Raw genomic sequence first — 21,207 nt, forward strand, 5'->3', positions numbered from 1 at the left:
ATACTTTTGCTGAGTGTGCTTAAGAGTGCAGCACCCCCTGCAGCTGCAGCATGCCTATCTCAATCAGGTTATCCTCCACAATAGAGTCGGGCACGAACACGAAGCGCTTGTCGTAGATCTGGCGGCCGATGTAGTAGCTTACCCAGTACTCGTTGTTGATATGGAAGATGGCCGGATCGATGGGCTCTACCTGTACGAAGCTCTTGGCCTCCACGTGCTCGAACATATGGCGCAGCACCGAGGTCTTTACCTCCTCCCCGCCAACCAGGCCGTAGCCCTTGGAAGCCACCAGCACGTTCTCCACCGGGAAATTATTATAGTTGATCAGGTATACACTCCAGGCAGGCTGGTCGGTGGTGGCGTCTGCGGATCTGGCAACGGCCACCGCAATGCCCTCTACCGTCCCGAAATCAATGTCCTTCTTCATGCGCAGCAGTTGTAATAGTGGACCCGAACAAGGCGCCCAGGTGCTTTAACAGTTTCTCCTCTACCTCGGCCAGCGGCACCTCATGCCCCAGCTCTTTGGCCAGCGAAGTTACGGCTTTATCAGAAATCCCGCACGGCACGATGTTATTAAAGTAATCCAGGTCGGTGTTGATGTTGAAGGCAAAGCCGTGCATGGTTACCCAGCGGCTGCACTTTACGCCCATGGCGCAGATCTTGCGCGGGCTGCGCTGTTCCACGTGGTCGAGCCACACGCCGGTAAGACCCGGGATGCGGCCAGCGGCAACGCCGTAGTCTGCCAGGGTAAGTATGATCGCCTCCTCCAGGAAACGCAGGTACTTGTGGATGTCGGTGAAGTAGTTCTCCAGGTCCAGGATGGGGTAGCCTACAATCTGGCCGGGGCCGTGGTAGGTGATGTCACCGCCTCGGTTGATCTTATAGTAGGTGGCGCCCTTGGCCTGCAGCCCCTCCTGGTTCAGCAACAGGTGCTCCTCATGGCCGCTCTTGCCCAGCGTGTATACATGGGGGTGCTGGCAGAAAAGGAGGTAGTTGGGCGTTGGCACCTGCGCCTCCGGTGCAGCGGCGCGGTTCTGTACTTTTAACTCCAGGGTGGCGGTAAAGAGCTTGTCCTGGTAGTCCCACGCCTCTTTGTAGTCGATCAGGCCCAGGTGCTGAAACTGTATGTCGGTATTCTTTTGCACGTTATACTTTGGAAAGTTCTACTTTCAGGTAGTTAATATTATCAGTCGTGTTCGGGTCCACTTTGTTCAGCCCGGCCAGGTACAGCGATACCCAGTCGAACAGGTGGATGAGGTAGAGCATCTGCTCCAGCAAAGTGGCACCCACGGCCTCTACCTCCAGCACATCCTGCACCTTGTGCTCCAGCACCGGCCTGGCCAGCTCCATGCGCAGCCTGGCGCGGGGGTGGTCGTAGCCGGTTTTGATGTACACAACAGCCAGGTTACTGAATAGTTCCGCCGGCTGCTGCCAGCCCTCCACCTCGTTGTGGCTCGCTTCGGGCAAGACATTCACGTGGGCCAGTTGCTTGGCGTTGGTATTAAGCTGCTGCTGGAAGCGCAGCGCCACCGGCGCCAGGGCATCGCTGGCGTACAGCATGGGTAGCTTGCCCCGCAGCGAGCTGGCCAGTGCGCTGGCCTGTACTTTTATACTCCCGGCCTGCTCCTCCAGCAGGGTTATACTTTGCCTGAGCTCCGTTTTAAAGGTATCGTCCAAAAGCTCTGCATAATGCAGCAAGTATAACTGTTGCACCAGCGTGAAGCCCAGACTGGCGCGCGGCTGCCCCGCATCCGAAGGGATGACGATGTGCGGCATGTTGTTGGCCTGCGCCATGCGGAGCATCTCCCCACCCGAGGTCACAAAGGCCACGCCGGCTTCCGCCTCCATGGCCTGCCGCACCACCGAAAGGGCCTCCTCCGTATTCCCGGAGAAGGAGGACGCAATCACCAAGGTACTTGGGCCGGCGAAAGCCGGCAAGGTATAGCCTTTCTGCACCACCACAGGCACCTTTAGCTTATCGGCTACGTAAGCCTGCAGAATGCTGCTGCAGATGCCCGAACCGCCCATGCCGGCCATGACTACGTGGTTATACTTGGGGCGGGGGAAAGTAACAGCAGCGCCCTCCCCAATTTCCAGGGCGTGGCGCAGCTGCTGGGTAAAGCCTTCGATATGTTGTTTCATAGTCGCTAAAGTTGGTGCAGCAGCCTTAGCTGCCCGCAAAGTACAAGTTTTATATGGCTTCTCAAATAAGCAAGCACCTCCATACCGGCCGGTTGGGCGAAAACCACGCCGCCGCTTACCTGCGGGGCCAGGGCTATACTATCCTGCGGCAGAACTACAGGTATAAACGCGCCGAGATAGACCTGATTGCACAGAAAGACAAGCTGCTGGTGTTTGTGGAGGTAAAGACCAGGGCTACTAATAGGTACGGGTATCCGGAAGAGGCGGTTAATGATAGGAAGGAGGCGCTGCTGCTGGGTGCCGCCGAGGAGTTTATACTTCAGGAGGAGTGGCAGCATGAGGTGCGGTTTGATATCATCTCGGTTACTTTAACCTCTCCGCCGGAGATTCATCATATTGAGGATGCTTTTTACTGAGGTTATACTTGTACTTGCCCTAGCCATACTTTTATACTTGCTGATTTATACTTCACTAGCCGCTGCTTCCTTCTATTTGAACCAAGCTATACTTGCTAGCAACCGCTGATCCTCTAGTTCCCACAAACCTACTGTTGCATCTCATGCCTTGGTGCTCTCAAGCCCGAGAGGGCTCGTCTTCCCGCATCGCGCTGTGTTCCCTTCCTTTGCTACCCTTCGGTCGCAATGCCGCTGTCGCGGCACCGGAATCTCACAAGGCGCTCAACCCAAAGACTGGGTATCATTTCGATAGCCACAGCTATTTGTCATCTCGAACGTAGTGAGAGATCTATTTAGAACTCTGCATAGATCTCTCGCCCTGCTCGAGATGACACGGAGAGGAGTAAGTATAATTCCCCTCCTCGGAGGAGTTAGGGGTGGGTTTACGCTTTGTAAGGGGACTGGGGAATGATAATCACATGCCGGACAATTCCCCTCTTGGGAAGGCCAGGGGGTGAGTTTATATAAAACCACCTACACGAGGACGGTGGCTAGTTCCTACTTACTGCTTGCCTGCGAGCGTTTATCGAACTTGCCGCGCTCGTAGATGGGTGTGGCGTGGCGGTCGTACTCCCTGATCAGGTAGGGCTCGTGCGGTGCATCGTAGGCAGTCTTAGGATACTGGTACTCGTAGCGGCGGCGGTTACGGAAATCGTAGTAGTTGATCCAGACACCTACCTTGCGGCCTTTCTCATACTGCCCGCTCCACTCCAGCTGCCCGTTTTCATAGAAACGGTAATACGTGCCCTGCACCTGGCCATACTCGTAAGGGATCACCTCTTTTATCTTTTTAGTATCGCCGTAGTAAGTCACGACTGCATCGCGCAGGAAGCCCTTTTCATAGTGCTCCTTATCCACCAGGGTATGATCGTCGTTGTTCCGGTACTTTTCCCAGCGCAGGTGTTTGGTTCCCACGTAAAAGTAGCCTTCCTCCACCACCTCGCCATCAAGGGTCTTTTTGTAGGGGCCATGCAGCACCTTGTAGCGGTCGGTGTCTGTTACGTTAGAGCCGGAGCGGGCCAGCTTGCGCTTGTCGGTGTCATAATAATACTTGAGGGGGGCGTAACGGTCCGGCTCCTGGTACTCGGGCAGGTAGCCAAAGGTCTCGACCGTTTCTTTGTAGCGGCCGCCGCTCTTGGTGTAGCCGCGCTTTATCTTGTAGCCCAGAAACTCGCGCTTGCTACGCTTTACCTTGCGCTTCTTCTTTTTCTCCGCAATCTCCTCCTCCAGCGGGTTGCGCGTCTCAACGGTTGGCTGGGTGGTGTCGGCAGCGGCCAGGGCATCGGCCTTCGCTTTGCTGCCCTCTTTCAGGCGCGCCATGTTCAGGTTATAATCACTGTTCCACTGAGGCTGACCGCAGCTGCCCAGGCTTAGCACCATAACGCTTATCAACAAAGTATAAACCGGGTTCTTCAATTTTGAATCGTTCTATTGTTTAACGGTTAAACTGCCAAATGGCTGGTCTTATTATACTATAACTCTTCTTCAGGAAAACCAACAATTTAACAATAAAGCAATTTAGCAATTATAATATAAGTATACGCACCAACACGCGCTTCGCCCCCTATAACTGTACCCGCAACGGGTAAGTTTCATTTATACTTTAGGATCAGTTAAAAGCAAAAAAGGCAGCGCCCAAACGGACACTGCCTTAGCTGTTAGGTATTAATAATAAAGGTACTACTCTTTGGTCATCAGCTCAAAGCTGCGCTTCACGAAGCTGGTGAGGGCTGCCCCCGACAGCATGTTCTGCGACAGCAGGGCCAGATCGAAGGCCTGGCGCGCCAGTTTGCCTTTTTCCTCCGCCTTCAACACGCGCTGGTTCAGCGGGTGGTTGGCGTTGATGGTCACGTTATACGTATCCGGCATATCGCCCATAAACATCATGCCGCCACCGCCGGCACGGCTCATATCCTTCATGCGGCGCATAAACTCGGGCAGCGTTATCACCACCGGCGCGTCGTCCGGGGCAAGCGGCGCTACCTCCACAGTCATGTGCTGGTTGCTGATAGCCTCCTCGTATACTTTCTTCAGTTCCTCTTTCTCGCTGTCGCTCAGCACGCTTTCCTTCGCCTCGTCCTTCTCGATGAGCTTGTCTACTGTCTCGGAGTCCACGCGCTTGAGGGTAGTTTTCTCCAGTTTCTGCTCCAGCATACCGATAAAGTGGCTGTCTATCACCGTGTCCAGCTTCAGCACGTCGTAGCCACGGTTCTGGGCGGCTTCCACAAAGGCGTGCTGCTTGTCGGCGTCGGTGGTGTAGAGCAGCACCAGCTGCTCGTTTTTGTCAGTCTGGTTAGCCTGCACCAGCGCCTTGTACTCTTCTAACGTATGGTATTTGCCTTCCGTATTCTGCAGCAGCACAAAATCCTTCGCTTTCTCATAGAACTTGTCATCGCTCAGCATGCCATACTTCACAAACACGCTGATGTCTTCCCAGTTCTTCTCAAACGTCTCACGGTCTTTGCGGAAGATCTCGGCTAGCTTGTCGGCTACCTTTTTGGTGATGTAGGTGTTGATCTTCTTCACGCTGGCATCGGCCTGCAGGAACGAGCGGCTCACGTTCAGCGGAATGTCCGGCGAGTCGATCACGCCGTGCAGCAGCATCAGAAACTCCGGCACCACGTCCTTCACCTCGTCGGTAATAAACACCTGGCGCGAGTAAAGCTGGATCTTGTTGCGCTGAATCTCAAAGTCGTTTTTGAGTTTCGGGAAGTATAGAATACCCGTCAGGTTGAACGGATAGTCTACGTTGAGGTGAATCCAGAACAGCGGCGGCTCTGAGAACGGGTACAGCTCCTTGTAGAACTCCTTGTAGTCCTCGTCCTTCAGCTCCGAAGGCTGCTTGGTCCAGATCGGGTTCGGGTTGTTGATCGTCTCGCCCTCAAACTCTACCGGCACGGGCAGGAACTTGCAGTACTTGTCCAGTATCGTGCGGATGCGGGCCGTCTCCAGGAACTCCTCCGAGTCCTGGGCTACGTGCAGGATCACGTCCGTGCCGCGTTCTGCCCGCTCAGCTGCTGTGATCGTGAACTCGGTGCTGCCGTCGCAATCCCAGCGAGCGGCCTCAGCGCCCTCCTGGTACGACCTGGTTACGATCTCCACGCGCTCAGCCACCATAAAGGCCGAGTAGAAGCCCAAACCAAACTGGCCGATGATCTGGTCCTTGTCGGCAGAGGCGTCCTTGTAGCGCTCCACAAACTCCGTGGCACCCGAAAACGCGATCTGGTTGATGTACTTCTTGATCTCCCCGGCTGTCATGCCCAGGCCGTTGTCAGAGATGGTGATGGTCTTGGCCTCCTTGTCAACGGCTACTTTCACCTTCAGCTCGCCCAGCTCGCCTTTGTACTCGCCGATAGACGACAGGCGCTTGATCTTCTGTGTCGCGTCCACGGCGTTGCTCACCAGCTCGCGCAGGAAGATCTCGTGGTCGGAGTACAGGAATTTCTTGATGATCGGGAAAATATTCTCGGTGTGGATGGAGATATTACCTCTTTCTTCCATTGTCTAAACGTTATATGGTTAAGGTTGATCTTTTGCTGCTTTACGCTTCAGCCCTGCTTTCAAATCCTGTTCCAGAGGGCAGGGGAGTGACAGGATGTCAGAGAGAGGAGAAAAAAACTACAGCCGCGGCATACTTTCGGACACCCCATTTTAAACCTTGGCGCCAATCTTTCATCTAACCTCCTGCCATGGCACCCGTTTTATACTTGTGCATACAATTTATACTTGTGCCTACAATAAAAGTAGAAACATTTGCCCGGCTAAATGCAACATTGTAGAAAATAACATATCTTTGTTTTAACCCGAATACTGAAGGTGCACCGCTACATCCAACATATCGCCCTTGCCTTGCTGCTGCTCTTTAGCAGAGCCATGGTTCCGGACGAGCTTATTCAGGAGCTGCACCCGCACACGCATACCGTGCACACCGATCACTCGGATACCCACGAGGCACAGGTAGGTATGAAGCACAAGCACTGCACCGTAGAGGATGTGTTCAACACACCCTACCAAGGCGCAGCGCTCTCCCTTAGCTTTACAAACATTACCCACACTGCTGTTTATGCCGATGCTTATACTTGCAGCTGGCAAGGCAGCAAACCCGCTTTATATTATCTTCGCGGCCCGCCTGTGGCCTGACTTTCAGCAAACCTGCACCGCTACTCCGGCTATACTTTATACTGTATGGTTTAGGGCGTGCATACCCTCCTTTTTACACTTTAAAAGCCTTTGGGGCACACGCTTGCTACTGGCAAGGTGCAGCCGCCGCAGGGCGTTGGCTGTACTTGCTATAGCCACTCTTTAGTTATTGCTGAAAAACAAAGAAGCGTTGAAGACGAAACCAATCCGGAAAACCATACTTTTTGCCCTGGCGATGCTGGCGCTGCCAACACCGCAGCTGCTGGCGCAGTCGCTGCCCGCCCCGATGATAGGGGATGCAGAGCAGGATTGCGGCCTTACGCTCTCGGGCAAGGTGCTGGACCACGACACGCGTGAGCCCCTGATCGGGGCTACGATCTACTTACCAGAGTTGGATCGTGCCACCATGTCTGACGAGTACGGCAACTACCATTTCCACCAGCTATGCCGTGGTGCCTATACGCTGCAGGTAAGGTATGTGGGTTATGAGGACGAGCAATTTGCCGTAAGGCTGGCTTCTTCGCTCACCCGCGACCTGCAACTGCACGCCGATGCCCGCCTGCTGCGCACGGTGGAGGTAACCGGGGAGCACTTGCGCGAGCAGGCCCAGACGCAGCAAAGTATAAGCGGCCGGGAGCTGGAGCAAACGCGTGGCCTGGCGCTGGCCGAAACGTTGAAAGGCATTGCTGGCGTTACCACCTTGCAAACCGGGCCTACCATTTCCAAGCCTGTTATCCATGGCCTGCACAGCAACCGCGTGCTGCTGCTCAACAATGGCGTGCGCCAGGAGGGACAGCAGTGGGGAGCCGAACACGCGCCGGAGATAGATCCTTTTATCGCCTCTGAGATGAAGGTGATTAAAGGGGCTGCCGGGGTGCGCTACGGCGCCGACGCCATTGGCGGGGTCGTGTTGGTAGAGCCCAAGGCGCTGCCTACCACACCCGGTGTCAGCGGCGATGTATACTTGCTGGGCAGCACCAATAACCGCCAGCTGACAACCTCGGCCACGGTAGAGGGCAACTTCGAAAAAATTCCGCCGCTGAGCTGGCGCCTGCAGGGTACCCTGCGCAAGGCCGGCAACGCCAAAACGCCGGACTATTACCTGGAGAACACCGGCCTGCGGGAGCAGAATTTCTCGGCAGCGCTGGGCTATAACAAGGAGACGTACGGCGCGGAGCTGTTCTACAGCCGCTTCAGCACGGAACTGGGGGTGCTGCGCGAGTCGCACATCGGCAGCGTGCAGGATTTGCTCTACGCCATCGAGCGCGGCAGGCCCAGCAAAGCCGATAACGCAGAGTTCACGTATGACATCGATCGCCCTTACCAGGATGTGCAGCACGACCTGTTCAAGGCCAAGGGCTTCTGGCAACTGGGTGAGGCGGGCAAGCTGGAGTTTGTGTACGGCTGGCAGCGCAACCTGCGCCAGGAGTACGACATGCGCAGGCGCGTAAGCCAGGCGCCTACCTTGCAGCTTACCCTCAACACCCACACCACCGAGGCCATTTTCGCGCACAAACCCCTGGGCAACTTTACCGGCTCTGTGGGCATCAGCACCATCTACCAGAAGAACACCTACCGCTACAGCGACTTCCTGCCATACTTTACCGGCACCACAGCAGGCATCTTTGCCACGGAAACATGGAAGAAAAACCGCCTGCAGCTGGAGGCGGGCCTGCGCTACGACTACAAGCACCTGCTAGTAAAAAAGTATGAAAAGGAGGATGAGGAAACCTCTGGCAGTAAACGCATCCTGATCAAGCCGGAGTACAAGTTCAACAACCTCTCCGGCACCCTGGCAGCCATGTACGATGTGGGCTACCACCTGACCTTTGGCCTGAGCGCCACCTCGGCCTGGCGCGCGCCGGGCGCGAACGAGCTGTTCAGCGAGGGGGTACACCACAGCGCAGCCGCCTACGAGAAGAGCAACCCCAATCTCAGGTCGGAGCAGGCGTATAACCTGGAGTTCTCGGTGGATTATTTCAGCAATCCGCGCCTGAACGGCACGCTGAGCCTGTACCACAACTACATCCGCGACTACATTTATCTGAAGCCTCTGCCGGAGCCGGTACTTACCATTCGTGGGGCTTTCCCGGCGTTTGCCTATACCCAGGCCGATGCCACACTTTCGGGCGTGGACCTGAGCTGGGATTATAAAATTGCCACGGGGTTGGTGCTGGACTCGAAAACTTCGCTGCTGTATGCACGTAACCTCGATACCAACGATTACCTGATCTACATGCCGGCCAACCGCTTCGACAACAGCCTGCGTTATGAGTTTGCCTCTGCCGATGGCAGTAAGCTCTCAGATGCCTTTGTGTCGGTGGGAGGGGTGTATGTGGCCAGACAGAATCGTGCCCCCGAAAAAACCGAGCAGGATTATGCCCCGGCGCCGGAGGGGTACTTCCTGTTACAGGCGGAGGCAGGCACCACCCTCCACGTTGGCAAGCAACCAATTGAGGTAGGCATAACCGGCAACAACCTGCTAAACACCGTCTACCGCGACTACCTGAACAAGCAACGTTATTTCGCCGATGAGTTAGGCCGAATGCTGCTCTTGCGGGTACGGGTGCCGCTCAAGTTTTAGTAAACCAAAAAAATTAAGTATCATTTATTTTGAAACCTCGTATTGTTGTATATTCCTAAACACCTATATCATGAAAAAACTATTTAGACCTTATCTTACTGCATTCTTACTAGGCGCCCTACTTATCTCCACCACCTCTTGCGGCGACGACGATGATCCGGAGCCAATCGTTGAAGAGGAAAATATCACCTCGATGACCTTGAGGCTAGAGCCAGTTGCCACTGATAAAGGCATTGATCCTGTAGAAGCAACTTTTACGGCTGGCACTACACCAGCTTTAAACCTGAGGTCAAATACGCAGTATACCGCCACCATCACCTTCAACGATAAGATTGAGGACGAAATCAGGGAAGAGGCAGAAGACCATGAAATTTTCTTTGAAGTGTCTGAGGACCTGGTAGTGGTACAGAAGATCATCCCGGAAGACTTTGACAGTAACGGCCGTCCGGTTGGACTGACGACCAGAATGGTTACTGGCAATGCCGGAGGAACAGGAGATTTGAAAATTACACTGAAGCACCAGCCAGACCTGAAAAACGACGAAAGCGATATAACCGTTGGTGAAACAGACGTCGCAGCGACCTTCAAAGTAACGATTCAGTAGCAGTATAGGCTATATAAAAGTAAGAAGAGGCGCAGCTCGTTTGAGCTGCGCCTCTTCATTTATACTTTGACCTATACTTAATACTTATACTTTCCTCTTAGCGACCTCCTCCACGGCTTTGGCTACGCGCCGAGCCCGGGTTTCGGGTCTTTTGGCCTCCAGCACGGCCACTGCGTACTCTTTGCGGTGCGTAAAAGCCATACTTTCAAATGCCTCCAGCAGGCTTGCCTCCTGCAGCGCCTCCTTCAGGTCATCGGGCAACACCACGGTTTTAGCTTTCCGGTCGATGCCGGGCATGTCCACGCCAAACATGGAGGCCTGTTTGCGCTCCGCCTGCGGCCTGAACCGCAAGGCAGACCATACCTCATCCACCGCCACCTGCCGCACCGCCTCATACTGCATCTGGGCCATCACCTGCCAGCCATTGTCGCGGGTAAGGTCTGTTTTTATACCGGATGATTTTTTAGGATAAGCCACCCAAAGTATGCCTTCGGGCTGCAGCAAGGCCACTGCCTGTGGGGCCAGTTGCGCCAGCTCGCTGGCCTGCTGCACGAACAGGAGCACCGCCTCGTAGGAACCTATACCTGGTGCTTCATCGGCTCTTGTAAACGTATATCCCTCCTGCCGCAGTGCCTGCGCTGCACCCTCAGGGGCCATCAACAAAAGTATAGCTTGCTCTTTTTTGAGCTGTAGTTTCTTTCCGAGGTCTGCCATCGTATAGTTAGGAGTTGAGAAGTATAACCCTGACTAAATTACTACAAAAATTGCACTCCTGCACCTGATGCAGGCATTTTAACAACTGCCGAATCCAGCCGGCAACTTTATGCTTACGGCATAAGTATAAACCAGCACTACGCACTACAGCTGTCTTCTTCATCCCTCCCCAGCGCCTGCTAAGGGCCTATTTTAAAGATTTCCTAACACAGGGGCAACATTAATCAGAGTAGCATAGTATAACTAAATATAGTTAAAAACATATTTAATAATATCTATGCCTATGTTTAGAATTTCTACTTCTGTTATTTCCGTATTAAACCGATTTGTTTTGTTACTGCTGCCAGTGCTTTTTATAGCTGCCTGTTCTGCCCACGTGGAGCGCGAGACAGACAAGAAGCAGCAGGATACTACCGTGGCCGTGGTAGCCTCTAAAAAGGTGCCCAGCGTTACGGTAGCCTCTTTCCAGAGCCAATCCGATGAGGTTTATTTCGACCTGATTGCCAATACCTCCAGCTGCCTGGGCGAAGACCTGTGGTTCGGGGGCAAGCTTGAAAGCCAGAGCAAAGCGTATTTGGCAAACTCAGGAGGCATTACGCAGCAGAAAGTGTACAGAGTTACCGAACTTACCGCCACAGGCCTTAACAGCAACAACAGCTATAAGGTGAACAACAACACCAACACGCTGCGCGCCGTGGTGAGCGAGAAGGGCGAGATCTTTCTGCAACTAAGCCAGGGGCAGCTGCAACTACTGCCACAGGCCAACGAGGAGCCACTCGTGCTGGCGTACCAGCCAAACCCGAGCGATGGCTACTACGATGGCACCATCGGCCGCTGGAGCTGCAGGTAAGGCTTAGCCAATTTTAAAAACAAGAGGAGCCCGTGCCGGTAAGGTGCGGGCTCCTCTTTTATACTTTCGGCCATGTTAGCCGGGATTTTCGTATTTTTGTAGTATGATTCTGTATAATGAGACGATAAGTATTGAAAACACGGTGGCCGATGAGTGGCTGCAGTGGATGCAGGAAGTTCATATTCCGGCAGTAATGGACACGGGTTACTTTCTGGGCAACCAGATCAGCCGCCTGATGCACGAGGTGGCCAATGACGGCACCACCTATGCCGTGCAGTATACCTGCCACAGCTTGGAAGACCTGGAAGAGTACCAGCGCGAGCAGGCTCCTGAGATCGATCTGCGCCACCACGAGCGTTACCAGGGCAGGTATGTGGTGTTCCGCTCCATGCTGGAGGTGGTAGCCCGCGATGTAGAGCGTAAGGGAGAGGAGTAAAGTATAAGGCAGCGGCGCCAGCGATTTTCTGCAAATCGCTGGCGCCGCTGCCTTATGTTAGGTTAAGAGGCATACTGCCGTATCTGCTCCTCGTTCAGGCTGCAGTTGATCCACTCACTGTCCAAAGCGGCGCCGATCTTCTTGTAAAAGGCAATGGCCGGCTCGTTCCACTCCAGCACCTGCCACTTAAAGCGCTTGGCGCCCGTGTCTTTTGCCTCCTGCGCCACCGCGTTAAACAGCCGCTTACCAATGCCGGTACGCCGCAGCCGCTCGGTTACCACCAGGTCTTCCAGAAACAGCATCCTGCCTTTCCAGGTGGAGTAGGCCGTGTAGTATAAAGCAATGCCTACCACGCCTTCCTCGGTCTCAGCCACAAAAAACTTGTAAATCGCGTTTTCGCCGAAGCCGTCACGCTCCATTTCCAGCAGCGTGTTGGTAACCTCATCCGGCGCCCGCTCATACGCCGCCAACTCCTTAATCAGCGCATACACCTGCGGCAGATCATCTATCGTTCCTTTTCTTATCTCTATCATGTTAATTGTTGATTGCTCCTTGTTGATTGTTTGGCCAGTGATGAAGGAGACTTTACTGATGCATAAGCTCCTACATACTTTATAACTTCCAAACTTTCTAACCTTCTAACTCTCAAACTCCTAAACTCTCTAACTCCCAAACTGTCCTGGCTTGTACCAGTTCTTTACCGCTTTCCCGGCTGGTGAGCTTGTGCAAGTATGTACGACCCTCCGCTTCAGCTGGCGCCACAGCCGACACCACGGTATCGCCCAGTATACTTTCTGCTTTAAAGATGATATCTACCTCCTGCAGTTGCTTCTGTTCCAGCACCTCCAGTGGCAGCGTGTCCAGGGCCCACTGCAGGTAACGGGTGTTGGTTACGTGGCGGTTCAGGTCGATGTCGTGCCAGCGCACCGGCATTTGCTGCTCGTGCTGCGCCTCCTGCAGCTGTGGCAGCTTGCCCTTGGCAAACGGAAGTGGCTCGCTTTCCGGCACAACCTCCAGGGCCATGATAAAATCGGGCACCGAGACGAGCTGCCGCTTCACCACATCCATCACCAGCCACACGCTGGTGGCCTGCCCCAGCAGTTCCCGCTCCTCGCTGTAAACCCTGAAATCGCGGTGCAGGAACACGCGCTCGCGCCCCGAGGCCCAGGTTTCCACAGTTAGCTTATCGTTATGGCCGGGGTAGCGGAACATTTCCACGCGCATGCGCTGCAGCACCCACGTCAGCCCCCGCTCCAGCAAATCGTACATCGAAATGCCCAGGTCGCGGGTGTTCTCCCAGGCGGCCTCCTGCATATAGCTTACCAATGCCGGCATGGTGGCCCTGCCCCGGTAGTCTATCTCGCCGGAGCGAACGGTAAACGCACTTTCCCCTGCCCTTGATTTCATAGCTCAGTTTATACTTGTCCGGATGCTAAGGTACGTAAGAATTGCGGCAGGCGCCACCAAAAAACAAGAGCACACCTGTTGGTAGGGTGTGCTCTTGCTGTTGGCGCTCCTGCAATATACTTACATCATGGCGCCAATGCCCACGCCCAGGAACATGAACAGCAGGCCCAGTGCGTAAAAGGCCAATACAATGATGGTGAGCACGCCTACAAACTTAAACAGCGACTTCAGGTTACTGAAGGAGACGGTGAGCATGTCCTCGTTCTGCAGGCGCAGCGCCTCCTGCATGCCACCGGAAAAGCGGTACAGGTAGAGCACCGGGAAGAAGTATAAAAGCGCAAACAGCAGGTAAAAAAACGTAAAGAAACTGCCAGCTGCGGTACCGGCCGACTCCTGGGGCAGAAACATCGTACTCATGGCGGCCCCTGCAAACAACCCGCCCGCTACCACTAGCCCAATTGCCACGAAACCGACTATCGCCAGAAACCTCCCCCATTTTGCGACCTCCTTTAGATACCCTGCCGAGTGCGGCGTGATGTTAAGACGTGCCGGTGTATTGCCGTAAAGTTCTGTATTCATATAAGTTTGTGCTTAGGTGAACATATACTACAAAGTATAAAAATTTTCCTATACTCCACCAACAACTCCCCTATTATCTCGCTTTTTTCATATAAAAGAGCACCTCTTTCTGCAGCAGGTGCTCCTTCTATACTGTAGCAGCGTTACTTTGTTAAAGTTCCAGCTCCGTTACCCCGGTGGCCAGCATCAGCAGCGAAACGGCAAACAGCACCAGGAACAGCAGCAGCATAATCACCATAAACTTAAACAGGATCCGCAGCCTGCTGATGGCTTTGCCTACTTTCTGCCGGCTCCGCTCCTGCACCCCCTGCTGCATGCTTGAGGCAAAGTTGTAGAGGTACAGCGACGGGAAAAAGTATACTAGCGCCACAAAAGCATACACCACCAGCGTAAAGCCGGAGAGGCCCACGTCGGCGGCGCGCTCCTCCATACCCGGCGACTTTAGCATCTGCTGCATAAATAGCCCAAACACAAGTATAAACCCTGAGAGGATGAACCCCAGCACCGCCAGCACTTTGCCCCATTTGGCTGTGTCGGAAAGACTTTGGAGCAGACTCACGTCCAGGTAAAGCTCGTTGGGGCCTGTGTCATTATGTGTTTCTGGTCTCATACGGCAGGTTTATACGTTATAGGTTTATAGCTCTTCCTAAATATACTAAAAGGCATATACCAGAAACGGGTACGTTGTGGTTTCGTTTTAGTATGAACAAAATTAGCATAGCCTCGCTCGCCTCCGGCGAGTGTGAGCTATCCTGTGGCCTCCGGCTACTTTGCCCCTCCACCAACAAAAAAGCCGCGCCACCTGATACAGGCGGCGCGGCAGAAGTATAGTTGGCAGATCTATACTTACTATTGATTTTGTTGATACGGGTTCACGCCCATGTTCTCGTAAATGAAGGCATAGGTATCGGCATACTCCTGGATTACGAGTGAGGTAGGCTTACCGGCACCGTGCCCAGCGCGCACATCCACCCTGATTAAGTATGGATTGCCCGGAGCGCCCTTATCCTGCAGCTCAGAGATGAACTTGAACGAGTGCGCCGGCACCACGCGGTCGTCGTGGTCGGCGGTTTTTACCAGGGTAGCCGGGTATTTCACGCCCTCTTTGATGTTGTGCAGCGGCGAGAAAGTATACAGGTTCTTGAACTGCGCCTCATCCTCTGATGAGCCGTACTCCGGCACCCACGCCCAGCCGATGGTGAATTTGTGGAAGCGCAGCATGTCCATTACGCCTACCGCAGGCAGGGCTACTTTGGCCAGTTCCGGGCGCTGCGTCATAAAGGCGCCTACCAGCAAACCGCCGTTAGAGCCACCGGCCACAGCCAGTCTCTCCGACGAAGTATACTTCTGGTCGATCAGGTATTCGGCAGCCGCAATGAAGTCGTCGAATACGTTTTGCTTGTTTGGCGTCATGCCGGCTTTGTGCCAGTCTTCGCCGTACTCGCCGCCACCGCGCAGGTTCGGCATGGCATACACGCCGCCGTTCTCCAGCCACAACATGTTGGCAATGCTAAAGCTTGGTGTCATCGAGATGTTAAAGCCGCCGTAGGCGTACAGGTAGGTCGGATTGGTGCCGTCCAGCTTCAGGCCTTTTTTGTGCACGATGAACATCGGAACCTTGGTGCCATCCTTGGAAGTATAAAACACCTGCTTCGTTTCAAAGGCATCGGTATTTACGTTTACCTCCGTTTTGCGGAACTGCGTTACCTTGTTGTTTGGCACGTCGTAGCGGTAGATGGTGGGTGGGTAGGTGAAGGAGGTGAAGGTGAAGAACACTTCTTTATCGCTCTGCTTGCCGTTAAAGCCACTCACGGTGCCCAGCGTTGGCAGCTCCACCGTGTTCAGGCGCTTGCCTGCTTGGTCAAACACCACTACCTGGCTGGTAGCGTCTTTCATATAGGTGGCAATGATGCGGCCGCCCACGGCAGACACGCCCTGCAGCACATTCTCCGACTCCGGCACAATCACCTTCCAGTGCTGCTCCTGCGGTTTTTTCGGGTCGATCATCACCAGGCGGTAGCGCGGCGCATTCTTGTTCGTCATCACCAGCAGCTGATCGCCGAAGTTATCCACCACATTATACTCGCTCTCAAAGTTATCCACAATCGGTTTGATGGTGGATTTCGGATCCTTCAGGTCTTTGTAGTATAAAGCGTTGGCCCCGCTCGCTCCCTCCGACACGTTCAGGATCAGGAAACGCTCGTCATCCGTGGTCTGGCCGTAGAAGTTGCGCAGCGCGTTCTGCTTATCCTCATACACCAGTTGGTCCTGGCTCTGCGGTGTGCCTACTTTGTGGTAGTATACTTTGTGGTACTCGTTCTTGTTGGCCAGCTTGTTACCCTCGGTCGGGGCATCGTAGCGGCTGTAGAAGAAGCCGTTGCCGCTCCAGCTCGGGCCCGAGAACTTCACCCACTCCAGCTGGTCGTCCAGCTTCTTGCCGGTGGCCGTTTCCATCACATGGTAGGTGTTCCAGTCGGAGCCGCCGCTCGAGGTGCCGTAGGCCAGGTATTTGCCGTCTTTCGAAAACTGCAGCGCCGTCAGGGCCACAGTACCGTCGTCGCTCAGCTTATTCGGGTCGAAGAACACCTTTGGCTCAGCCTCCAGGCTCTCCTGCACGTACAGCACGCTCTGGTTCTGCAGGCCATCGTTCTTAAAGAAATAGTACTTGCCGCCCTCTTTAAACGGAGCGCCATACTTGGGGTAGTTCCAGATCTCAGTGAGGCGGTCCTTGATGTTATCGCGGAAGTCGATGCTGCTCAGGTATCCCTGCGTTACCTCGTTCTGCTGCGCGATCCACTCGTCCAGCTCCTCGTTGTGCTCTTCCTGCCAGCGGTACGGGTCGGCCACTTTCGTGCCGAAGTAATCGTCTATGTGATCTATCTTCTTAGTATCGGGGTAATTAAGCGCCTGTTCAGTGGCGGTTGTCTCTGTCGTCATGCCTGTGGCAGTTGTATCGGTTTGGGATGATGAGCAGGCCGACACAGCCGTGAGGCTGCCGGCCAGCAGAAATACAGTTGTTTTTTTCATAAGTGTTTAGTCTGGTGATTTGTTTCAGGTTTTGGCGAAAACCGACGACACAAGTTACGAAAAATATGCCACAATCTGCTCCCGGCAACCCTTGCGGCGACAGGCAGTATACTATAAATCCGCGCGAAAAAATTCTGGTAGCGCTGGTATACAAGCGATTTATTTTGCGTTTACTTTTGCAGGCTTTTCTCCTGACATAGAGACAAGTATAGCATTTTACGGATGAAAGAAGAAGAGTTAGAAGAAAAGCTGCTACTCAAGTTTGAACAGATCGCCGACAGGCTTTCTGAGAAGGGATACGCCATTGTCGACAATTTCCTGGAGCCGCAGGAGGTGCGTAACCTGCTGGAGGTGCTCGCGCACCACAAGGAGCAGGGCACGTTCAAGAAAGCCGGCATCGGCTCTGCCGACCGTGTAGTGGTAGACAAGGAAGTGCGCGGCGACTATATCCGCTGGATAGAGCCATCAGAGGCGCTACCGCCCACCCAGGTGTTCCTCGACCGCATGGACGAGGTGATGCGCTATATCAACCGCACCTGCTTCTTGGGCCTCAAGGACTATGAGTTCCACTTCACAGTATACCCGCCGGGCACCGTATATCAGCGCCACATCGATCAGTTTAAGGAAAACGACCACCGTCGCCTGTCTTTCATCTGCTATCTGAATGAGAGCTGGCTGCCCGAGCACGGCGGCAACCTGCGTTTATACTTGCCGCAGGAGGATGGTTCCGAAGAGGAAGTGGATATCCTGCCGATCGCCGGCCGCCTGGCCTGCTTCAGAGCGGATATGATCCCGCACGAGGTGCTGGTGGCCACCCGCCACCGCTACAGCCTCACCGGCTGGATGCTGGACCAATTGAACGAGCTGACGTTTTTGTAGTTCGGTAGCACGTAGCCCGTATCAGGTATCACGATTGTGATATCGTACACTTAGACAAAAGACCACTTGACAAAGGACTATTTAGACTGCACCTGTTATGTAGATCTTTTGTCTTTTGTCACAAAGTCTATTGTCCCAGGTCGAGATACGTGCTACGCCTAAAAACCTACTGTCCGAAATTAATCTCTGTGCTGTCGCCGATGTTGAGGCTGTGGCTGAAGCCCTTGAAGGAGGCATCGCTGCCGATGATAGAGTCGTGCATCACAGCGAAACGCAGCTCGGAATAAGAACCGATAATGGAATTGCTCAGCACGCAGTTGGTAATAGTGGTGCTATCGCCGATAGCTACATTGGGACCAATGATAGAGTTCGTGATGGTGCAGCCCTCGCCTATACTTACCGGCGGGATGATGATGCAGCCCGGGCAAAGCCTGCTGTAATCGCGCTCGCGGAACTTAGGGCGGCTGAGCAGCGTGGCGTTGGCCTGCAGCAGCGTCTCCTTGCGGCCGCAGTCAAACCAGTGGTCCACACTCCAGGGCACCATCTTCTCCCCGTTCTTGATCATGTGCATCAGGGCATCGGTCAGGTGATACTCGCCCTGGGTTTTCACGTCCTCTGTTATGATGTGCTGCAACGAAGCAATGAGTTTCTGCGGATGCACGATCTTGTAAAGCCCCACCAGCGCAAAGTTCGACTTCGGAATCTTCGGCTTCTCCACCACCTTCACCACAAACTCATCGTGGCCCATCTCGGTAACACCAAAAAGTGACGGCTTGGCCACCTTCTTGACGCCCAGCACCGAGTATGGCGCCTGTATGATGGCTTCCAGGTCTACGTCCACAATGGCATCGCCGAGCATGATCAGCACACTCTCCTCGCCCTCGAAAGTATGGCGCGCCACCCACAGCGCATGCCCCAGGCCCTCACGCGGTTCCTGCACCACAAACTCGGCCTTCGCCTGCGGGTACTTCTGTCGCACGTAGCGCTCCACCTTCTCGCCTAAGTACCCGATGATGAACACGAAGTCGTCTATACCCGCCTCCAGCAGTTTATCTATAATATGGCCCAGTATGGTATTATCGGCCACAGGCACTAGCGACTTAGGCTGCGTGTGCGTGTGCGGCCGAAGCTTTGAACCAACGCCAGCTACAGGTATAATTGCTTTCATCCACTATACATTTCCTGCAATATATTGATTTTATCTCATAAAGTAAAGGCTGCCAGGTAGTAGCACCGCAATAAAAACAGACAATTCTTGCCTGCAACGGCGGCACTTCTAAACCTTTAAACATAGCTTCCTGTTAATTTTTACATATTTACTGCCCTTGTCTAACAAGCGTTTGTTAAATTCGTACTCATATCGCCTTCCCGGCATACAAAAGCGTATAGTTTAAATATAGACTAAAAACCATGAAAAGACTGTTTTTTTACCTCATCGGATTCGTGATGATCAGTTCCTTGTCGTCGTGTGGCTACAACACAATGGTGCAGAAAGATGAGACGGTGGAATCCCAATGGGCCAACGTGCAGAACGCTTACCAGCGCCGCGCCGACCTGGTTCCGAACCTGGTGAACACAGTAAAGGGAGCCGCCAACTTCGAGCGCGAAACCCTTACTGACGTGATTGAGGCCCGAGCCAAGGCCACCAGCGTCAACATCAGCCCCGACAACCTCACCCCCGAGAATATTGAGCGCTTCCAGCAGGCACAGGGCGAGCTGAGCGGTGCCTTGAGCCGCTTGCTGGTATCCGTAGAGAGATACCCGGAGCTGAAGGCGAACCAGAACTTCCTGGAGCTGCAGGCGCAGCTGGAGGGCACCGAAAACCGCATTGCCGTGGAACGGCGCAAGTTTAACGAGACCGTCCAGGACTATAACTCCTACATCCGCTCTTTCCCGCGCAACCTGATAGCCGGCATGTTCGATTTCGAGCGGAAGGGCTATTTCGAAGCAGAGGCCGGCGCCCAGCAGGCTCCTACGGTGGAATTTTAATTGCTGATTGTTAGTTGCTGATTGTTTTTCTGAGCACTAACAACAATTAACTATCAACAATCAAACCTATGCCTAGAGACACGATAACGCCCGCCGAGGAGCAGAAGATAATAGCGGCCATACAGGAAGCTGAGCAGCAAACCTCTGGCGAGATACGGGTGCACGTGGAGAGCAACTGCGATAAGGATGTGCTGGACCGCGCCACCGAGGTGTTTGCCGAACTGCACATGCACCAGACCGAGCTCCGCAATGGGGTCCTGTTTTACGTAGCCCTGGAAGACCACCAGTTTGCCGTGCTCGGCGATGCCGGCATCAACGCCACCGTGCCGGATCATTTTTGGGAGGACATTACGGCCGAGGTGATAAAGCACTTCAAGCATAAAAAGTATGCCGAAGGGCTGGCACAAGGTATCCGCATGGCCGGCCAGCAACTGAAGACCCACTTCCCCTACGATCGCCACGGCGACACCAACGAACTAAGCGACGACGTCTCCTTCGGAGAATAAGTATACGTATGAAGCACTTATCCCTTTTCCTATACTTCTGTTTTCTAAACCTGGCAGCCTTTGCGCAAAGCAGCGATTTTCCGGCCAAGCCCAACCGCCTGGTCAACGATTACGCCGACATGCTTTCCGCACAGGAAGAGCAGGCGCTGGAGCAGAAGCTGGTGAATTATGCCGACACTACCTCCACGCAGATCGCGGTGGCGCTGGTTACCTCTATCGGCGGCTACGACCCGAACCAGTATGCCGCCGAGCTGGGCGAGCTGTGGGGCGTGGGCGGCGGCGAGTATGACAACGGCATTATTATACTTGTAGCAAAGGAGGAGCGCACTGTTACCATTCAGACCGGCTACGGGCTGGAAGAGTATATTCCGGATGCCATTGCCAAACGCATCACCGAGCGGACCTTAAAGCCAGCCTTCTCGCAAGGGCAGTTCTACCAGGGCCTCGACCAGGCCACCAGCCTTATTATAGAACTGGCGAGCGGCGCTTATCAGGCCGACCCGTCTCAGTTAGGTGAAAACGAAGGCGGACCATCGCTGCTGTTTATCATCATATTGGTGATGGTGGTAGTGTTTATACTTTCGAGGATTGGCGGAGGAGGTGGAGGCCGTGGAGGCAGACGCTATGCCCGTACCTTCGGCGGCCCTATCATTGTGCCCGGTGGCTTCGGCACCTTCCGCTCCGGCGGCGGTATGTTTGGCGGCGGCGGCGGCGGCTTTGGTGGAGGCGGGGGAGGCTTCGGCGGCTTTGGCGGGGGCTCTTTCGGAGGCGGCGGCGCCAGCAGCAGTTGGTAAAAGTATAACTTATGATATAAAATATAAACCGGGCAGTGGCGAAGGGAAAATTTTGCCGCTGCCCGGTTTATTATTTTGTCATTTTAGCTTCTATAAGCCCC

At 54.2% G+C, this 21,207-nt stretch carries 23 protein-coding genes; 11 read left to right on the top strand and 12 right to left on the bottom strand.

What is annotated here, in order from left to right:
* Positions 1-19: 19 nt before the first annotated feature.
* From OH144_RS16885 to OH144_RS16895, 3 genes are read right to left on the bottom strand one after another with little or no spacing between them, the layout of a single operon-like run.
* Positions 20-427: a hypothetical protein gene (locus OH144_RS16885; protein ID WP_266203447.1), complete on the bottom strand. Its 408-nt coding sequence runs from the start codon at positions 425-427 to the stop codon at positions 20-22.
* Complete coding sequence (gene lipB / locus OH144_RS16890; protein ID WP_266203448.1) at positions 411-1,145, bottom strand: lipoyl(octanoyl) transferase LipB; 735 nt, start codon at positions 1,143-1,145, stop codon at positions 411-413. The genes OH144_RS16885 and lipB overlap by 17 nt, the downstream gene beginning before the upstream one ends.
* Position 1,146: 1 nt before the next feature.
* Entirely contained in the window at positions 1,147-2,142 is a 996-nt protein-coding gene (locus OH144_RS16895; RefSeq protein WP_266203449.1) for a bifunctional phosphoglucose/phosphomannose isomerase, read from the bottom strand.
* 53 nt (positions 2,143-2,195) lie between these two features.
* On the opposite strand from OH144_RS16895, the gene OH144_RS16900 reads away from it, so the two are divergent.
* On the top strand, positions 2,196-2,558 hold the full coding sequence (locus OH144_RS16900) for a YraN family protein (RefSeq protein WP_266203450.1): 363 nt from the start codon (positions 2,196-2,198) through the stop codon (positions 2,556-2,558).
* 537 nt (positions 2,559-3,095) lie between these two features.
* Here OH144_RS16900 and OH144_RS16905 read toward each other — a convergent pair.
* The gene (locus tag OH144_RS16905) at positions 3,096-3,992 is read right to left on the bottom strand and encodes a toxin-antitoxin system YwqK family antitoxin (protein ID WP_266203451.1); all 897 of its coding nucleotides are present in this window, start codon (positions 3,990-3,992) and stop codon (positions 3,096-3,098) included.
* Between the two features lie 285 nt (positions 3,993-4,277).
* Positions 4,278-6,098, bottom strand: coding sequence for a molecular chaperone HtpG (gene htpG / locus OH144_RS16910; RefSeq protein ID WP_266203452.1), 1,821 nt, complete (start codon positions 6,096-6,098; stop codon positions 4,278-4,280).
* 315 nt (positions 6,099-6,413) lie between these two features.
* Here htpG and OH144_RS16915 point away from each other — a divergent pair, with 315 nt between their 5' ends.
* From OH144_RS16915 to OH144_RS16925, 3 genes are all read left to right on the top strand, one after another.
* A complete protein-coding gene (locus OH144_RS16915) occupies positions 6,414-6,737 on the top strand; it encodes a hypothetical protein (protein WP_266203453.1) in 324 nt (107 codons plus the stop codon).
* 190 nt (positions 6,738-6,927) lie between these two features.
* Complete coding sequence (locus OH144_RS16920) at positions 6,928-9,321, top strand: TonB-dependent receptor (RefSeq protein WP_266203454.1); 2,394 nt, start codon at positions 6,928-6,930, stop codon at positions 9,319-9,321.
* Positions 9,322-9,391: 70 nt separating this feature from the next.
* Positions 9,392-9,925: a hypothetical protein gene (locus tag OH144_RS16925; RefSeq protein WP_266203455.1), complete on the top strand. Its 534-nt coding sequence runs from the start codon at positions 9,392-9,394 to the stop codon at positions 9,923-9,925.
* A gap of 84 nt (positions 9,926-10,009) precedes the next feature.
* Here the strand turns inward: OH144_RS16925 and OH144_RS16930 are convergent, their stop codons facing one another.
* On the bottom strand, positions 10,010-10,639 hold the full coding sequence (locus OH144_RS16930; protein WP_266203456.1) for a YdeI/OmpD-associated family protein: 630 nt from the start codon (positions 10,637-10,639) through the stop codon (positions 10,010-10,012).
* A gap of 331 nt (positions 10,640-10,970) precedes the next feature.
* Between OH144_RS16930 and OH144_RS16935 the strand changes: the two genes are divergently transcribed.
* Together OH144_RS16935 and OH144_RS16940 are read left to right on the top strand one after the other, a co-directional pair.
* Complete coding sequence (locus tag OH144_RS16935) at positions 10,971-11,489, top strand: hypothetical protein (protein WP_266203457.1); 519 nt, start codon at positions 10,971-10,973, stop codon at positions 11,487-11,489.
* A 103-nt stretch (positions 11,490-11,592) separates the two neighbouring features.
* The gene (locus tag OH144_RS16940; protein WP_266203458.1) at positions 11,593-11,925 is read left to right on the top strand and encodes a DUF4286 family protein; all 333 of its coding nucleotides are present in this window, start codon (positions 11,593-11,595) and stop codon (positions 11,923-11,925) included.
* 62 nt (positions 11,926-11,987) lie between these two features.
* Here the strand turns inward: OH144_RS16940 and OH144_RS16945 are convergent, their stop codons facing one another.
* The 4 genes from OH144_RS16945 to OH144_RS16960 form a co-directional block, all read right to left on the bottom strand.
* Complete coding sequence (locus OH144_RS16945) at positions 11,988-12,458, bottom strand: GNAT family N-acetyltransferase (RefSeq protein ID WP_266203459.1); 471 nt, start codon at positions 12,456-12,458, stop codon at positions 11,988-11,990.
* 112 nt (positions 12,459-12,570) lie between these two features.
* Positions 12,571-13,332 (bottom strand): acyl-[acyl-carrier-protein] thioesterase, encoded by a 762-nt coding sequence (locus OH144_RS16950; protein ID WP_266203460.1) that lies wholly within the window; start codon positions 13,330-13,332, stop codon positions 12,571-12,573.
* A gap of 120 nt (positions 13,333-13,452) precedes the next feature.
* Positions 13,453-13,911, bottom strand: a complete 459-nt coding sequence (locus tag OH144_RS16955; RefSeq protein ID WP_266203461.1) for a DUF5362 family protein — start codon at positions 13,909-13,911, stop codon at positions 13,453-13,455.
* Between the two features lie 151 nt (positions 13,912-14,062).
* Complete coding sequence (locus OH144_RS16960; protein WP_266203462.1) at positions 14,063-14,521, bottom strand: hypothetical protein; 459 nt, start codon at positions 14,519-14,521, stop codon at positions 14,063-14,065.
* A 92-nt stretch (positions 14,522-14,613) separates the two neighbouring features.
* Between OH144_RS16960 and OH144_RS16965 the strand changes: the two genes are divergently transcribed.
* On the top strand, positions 14,614-14,742 hold the full coding sequence (locus tag OH144_RS16965; protein ID WP_266203463.1) for a hypothetical protein: 129 nt from the start codon (positions 14,614-14,616) through the stop codon (positions 14,740-14,742).
* Between the two features lie 18 nt (positions 14,743-14,760).
* Here the strand turns inward: OH144_RS16965 and OH144_RS16970 are convergent, their stop codons facing one another.
* Complete coding sequence (locus tag OH144_RS16970) at positions 14,761-16,938, bottom strand: prolyl oligopeptidase family serine peptidase (RefSeq protein ID WP_266203464.1); 2,178 nt, start codon at positions 16,936-16,938, stop codon at positions 14,761-14,763.
* A gap of 222 nt (positions 16,939-17,160) precedes the next feature.
* Between OH144_RS16970 and OH144_RS16975 the strand changes: the two genes are divergently transcribed.
* A complete protein-coding gene (locus tag OH144_RS16975) occupies positions 17,161-17,817 on the top strand; it encodes a 2OG-Fe(II) oxygenase (protein WP_266203465.1) in 657 nt (218 codons plus the stop codon).
* 166 nt (positions 17,818-17,983) lie between these two features.
* Here the strand turns inward: OH144_RS16975 and OH144_RS16980 are convergent, their stop codons facing one another.
* Positions 17,984-18,985: a sugar phosphate nucleotidyltransferase gene (locus OH144_RS16980; RefSeq protein WP_266203466.1), complete on the bottom strand. Its 1,002-nt coding sequence runs from the start codon at positions 18,983-18,985 to the stop codon at positions 17,984-17,986.
* A 242-nt stretch (positions 18,986-19,227) separates the two neighbouring features.
* On the opposite strand from OH144_RS16980, the gene OH144_RS16985 reads away from it, so the two are divergent.
* From OH144_RS16985 to OH144_RS16995, 3 genes are all read left to right on the top strand, one after another.
* Positions 19,228-19,806 (top strand): LemA family protein, encoded by a 579-nt coding sequence (locus OH144_RS16985; protein WP_266203467.1) that lies wholly within the window; start codon positions 19,228-19,230, stop codon positions 19,804-19,806.
* Between the two features lie 68 nt (positions 19,807-19,874).
* Positions 19,875-20,312 (top strand): TPM domain-containing protein, encoded by a 438-nt coding sequence (locus OH144_RS16990; protein WP_266203468.1) that lies wholly within the window; start codon positions 19,875-19,877, stop codon positions 20,310-20,312.
* Between the two features lie 8 nt (positions 20,313-20,320).
* A complete protein-coding gene (locus OH144_RS16995) occupies positions 20,321-21,106 on the top strand; it encodes a TPM domain-containing protein (RefSeq protein WP_266203469.1) in 786 nt (261 codons plus the stop codon).
* Positions 21,107-21,207 lie beyond the last annotated feature (101 nt).

The organism is Pontibacter kalidii (assembly GCF_026278245.1).
Taxonomy (GTDB): Bacteria; Bacteroidota; Bacteroidia; order Cytophagales; family Hymenobacteraceae; genus Pontibacter; species Pontibacter kalidii.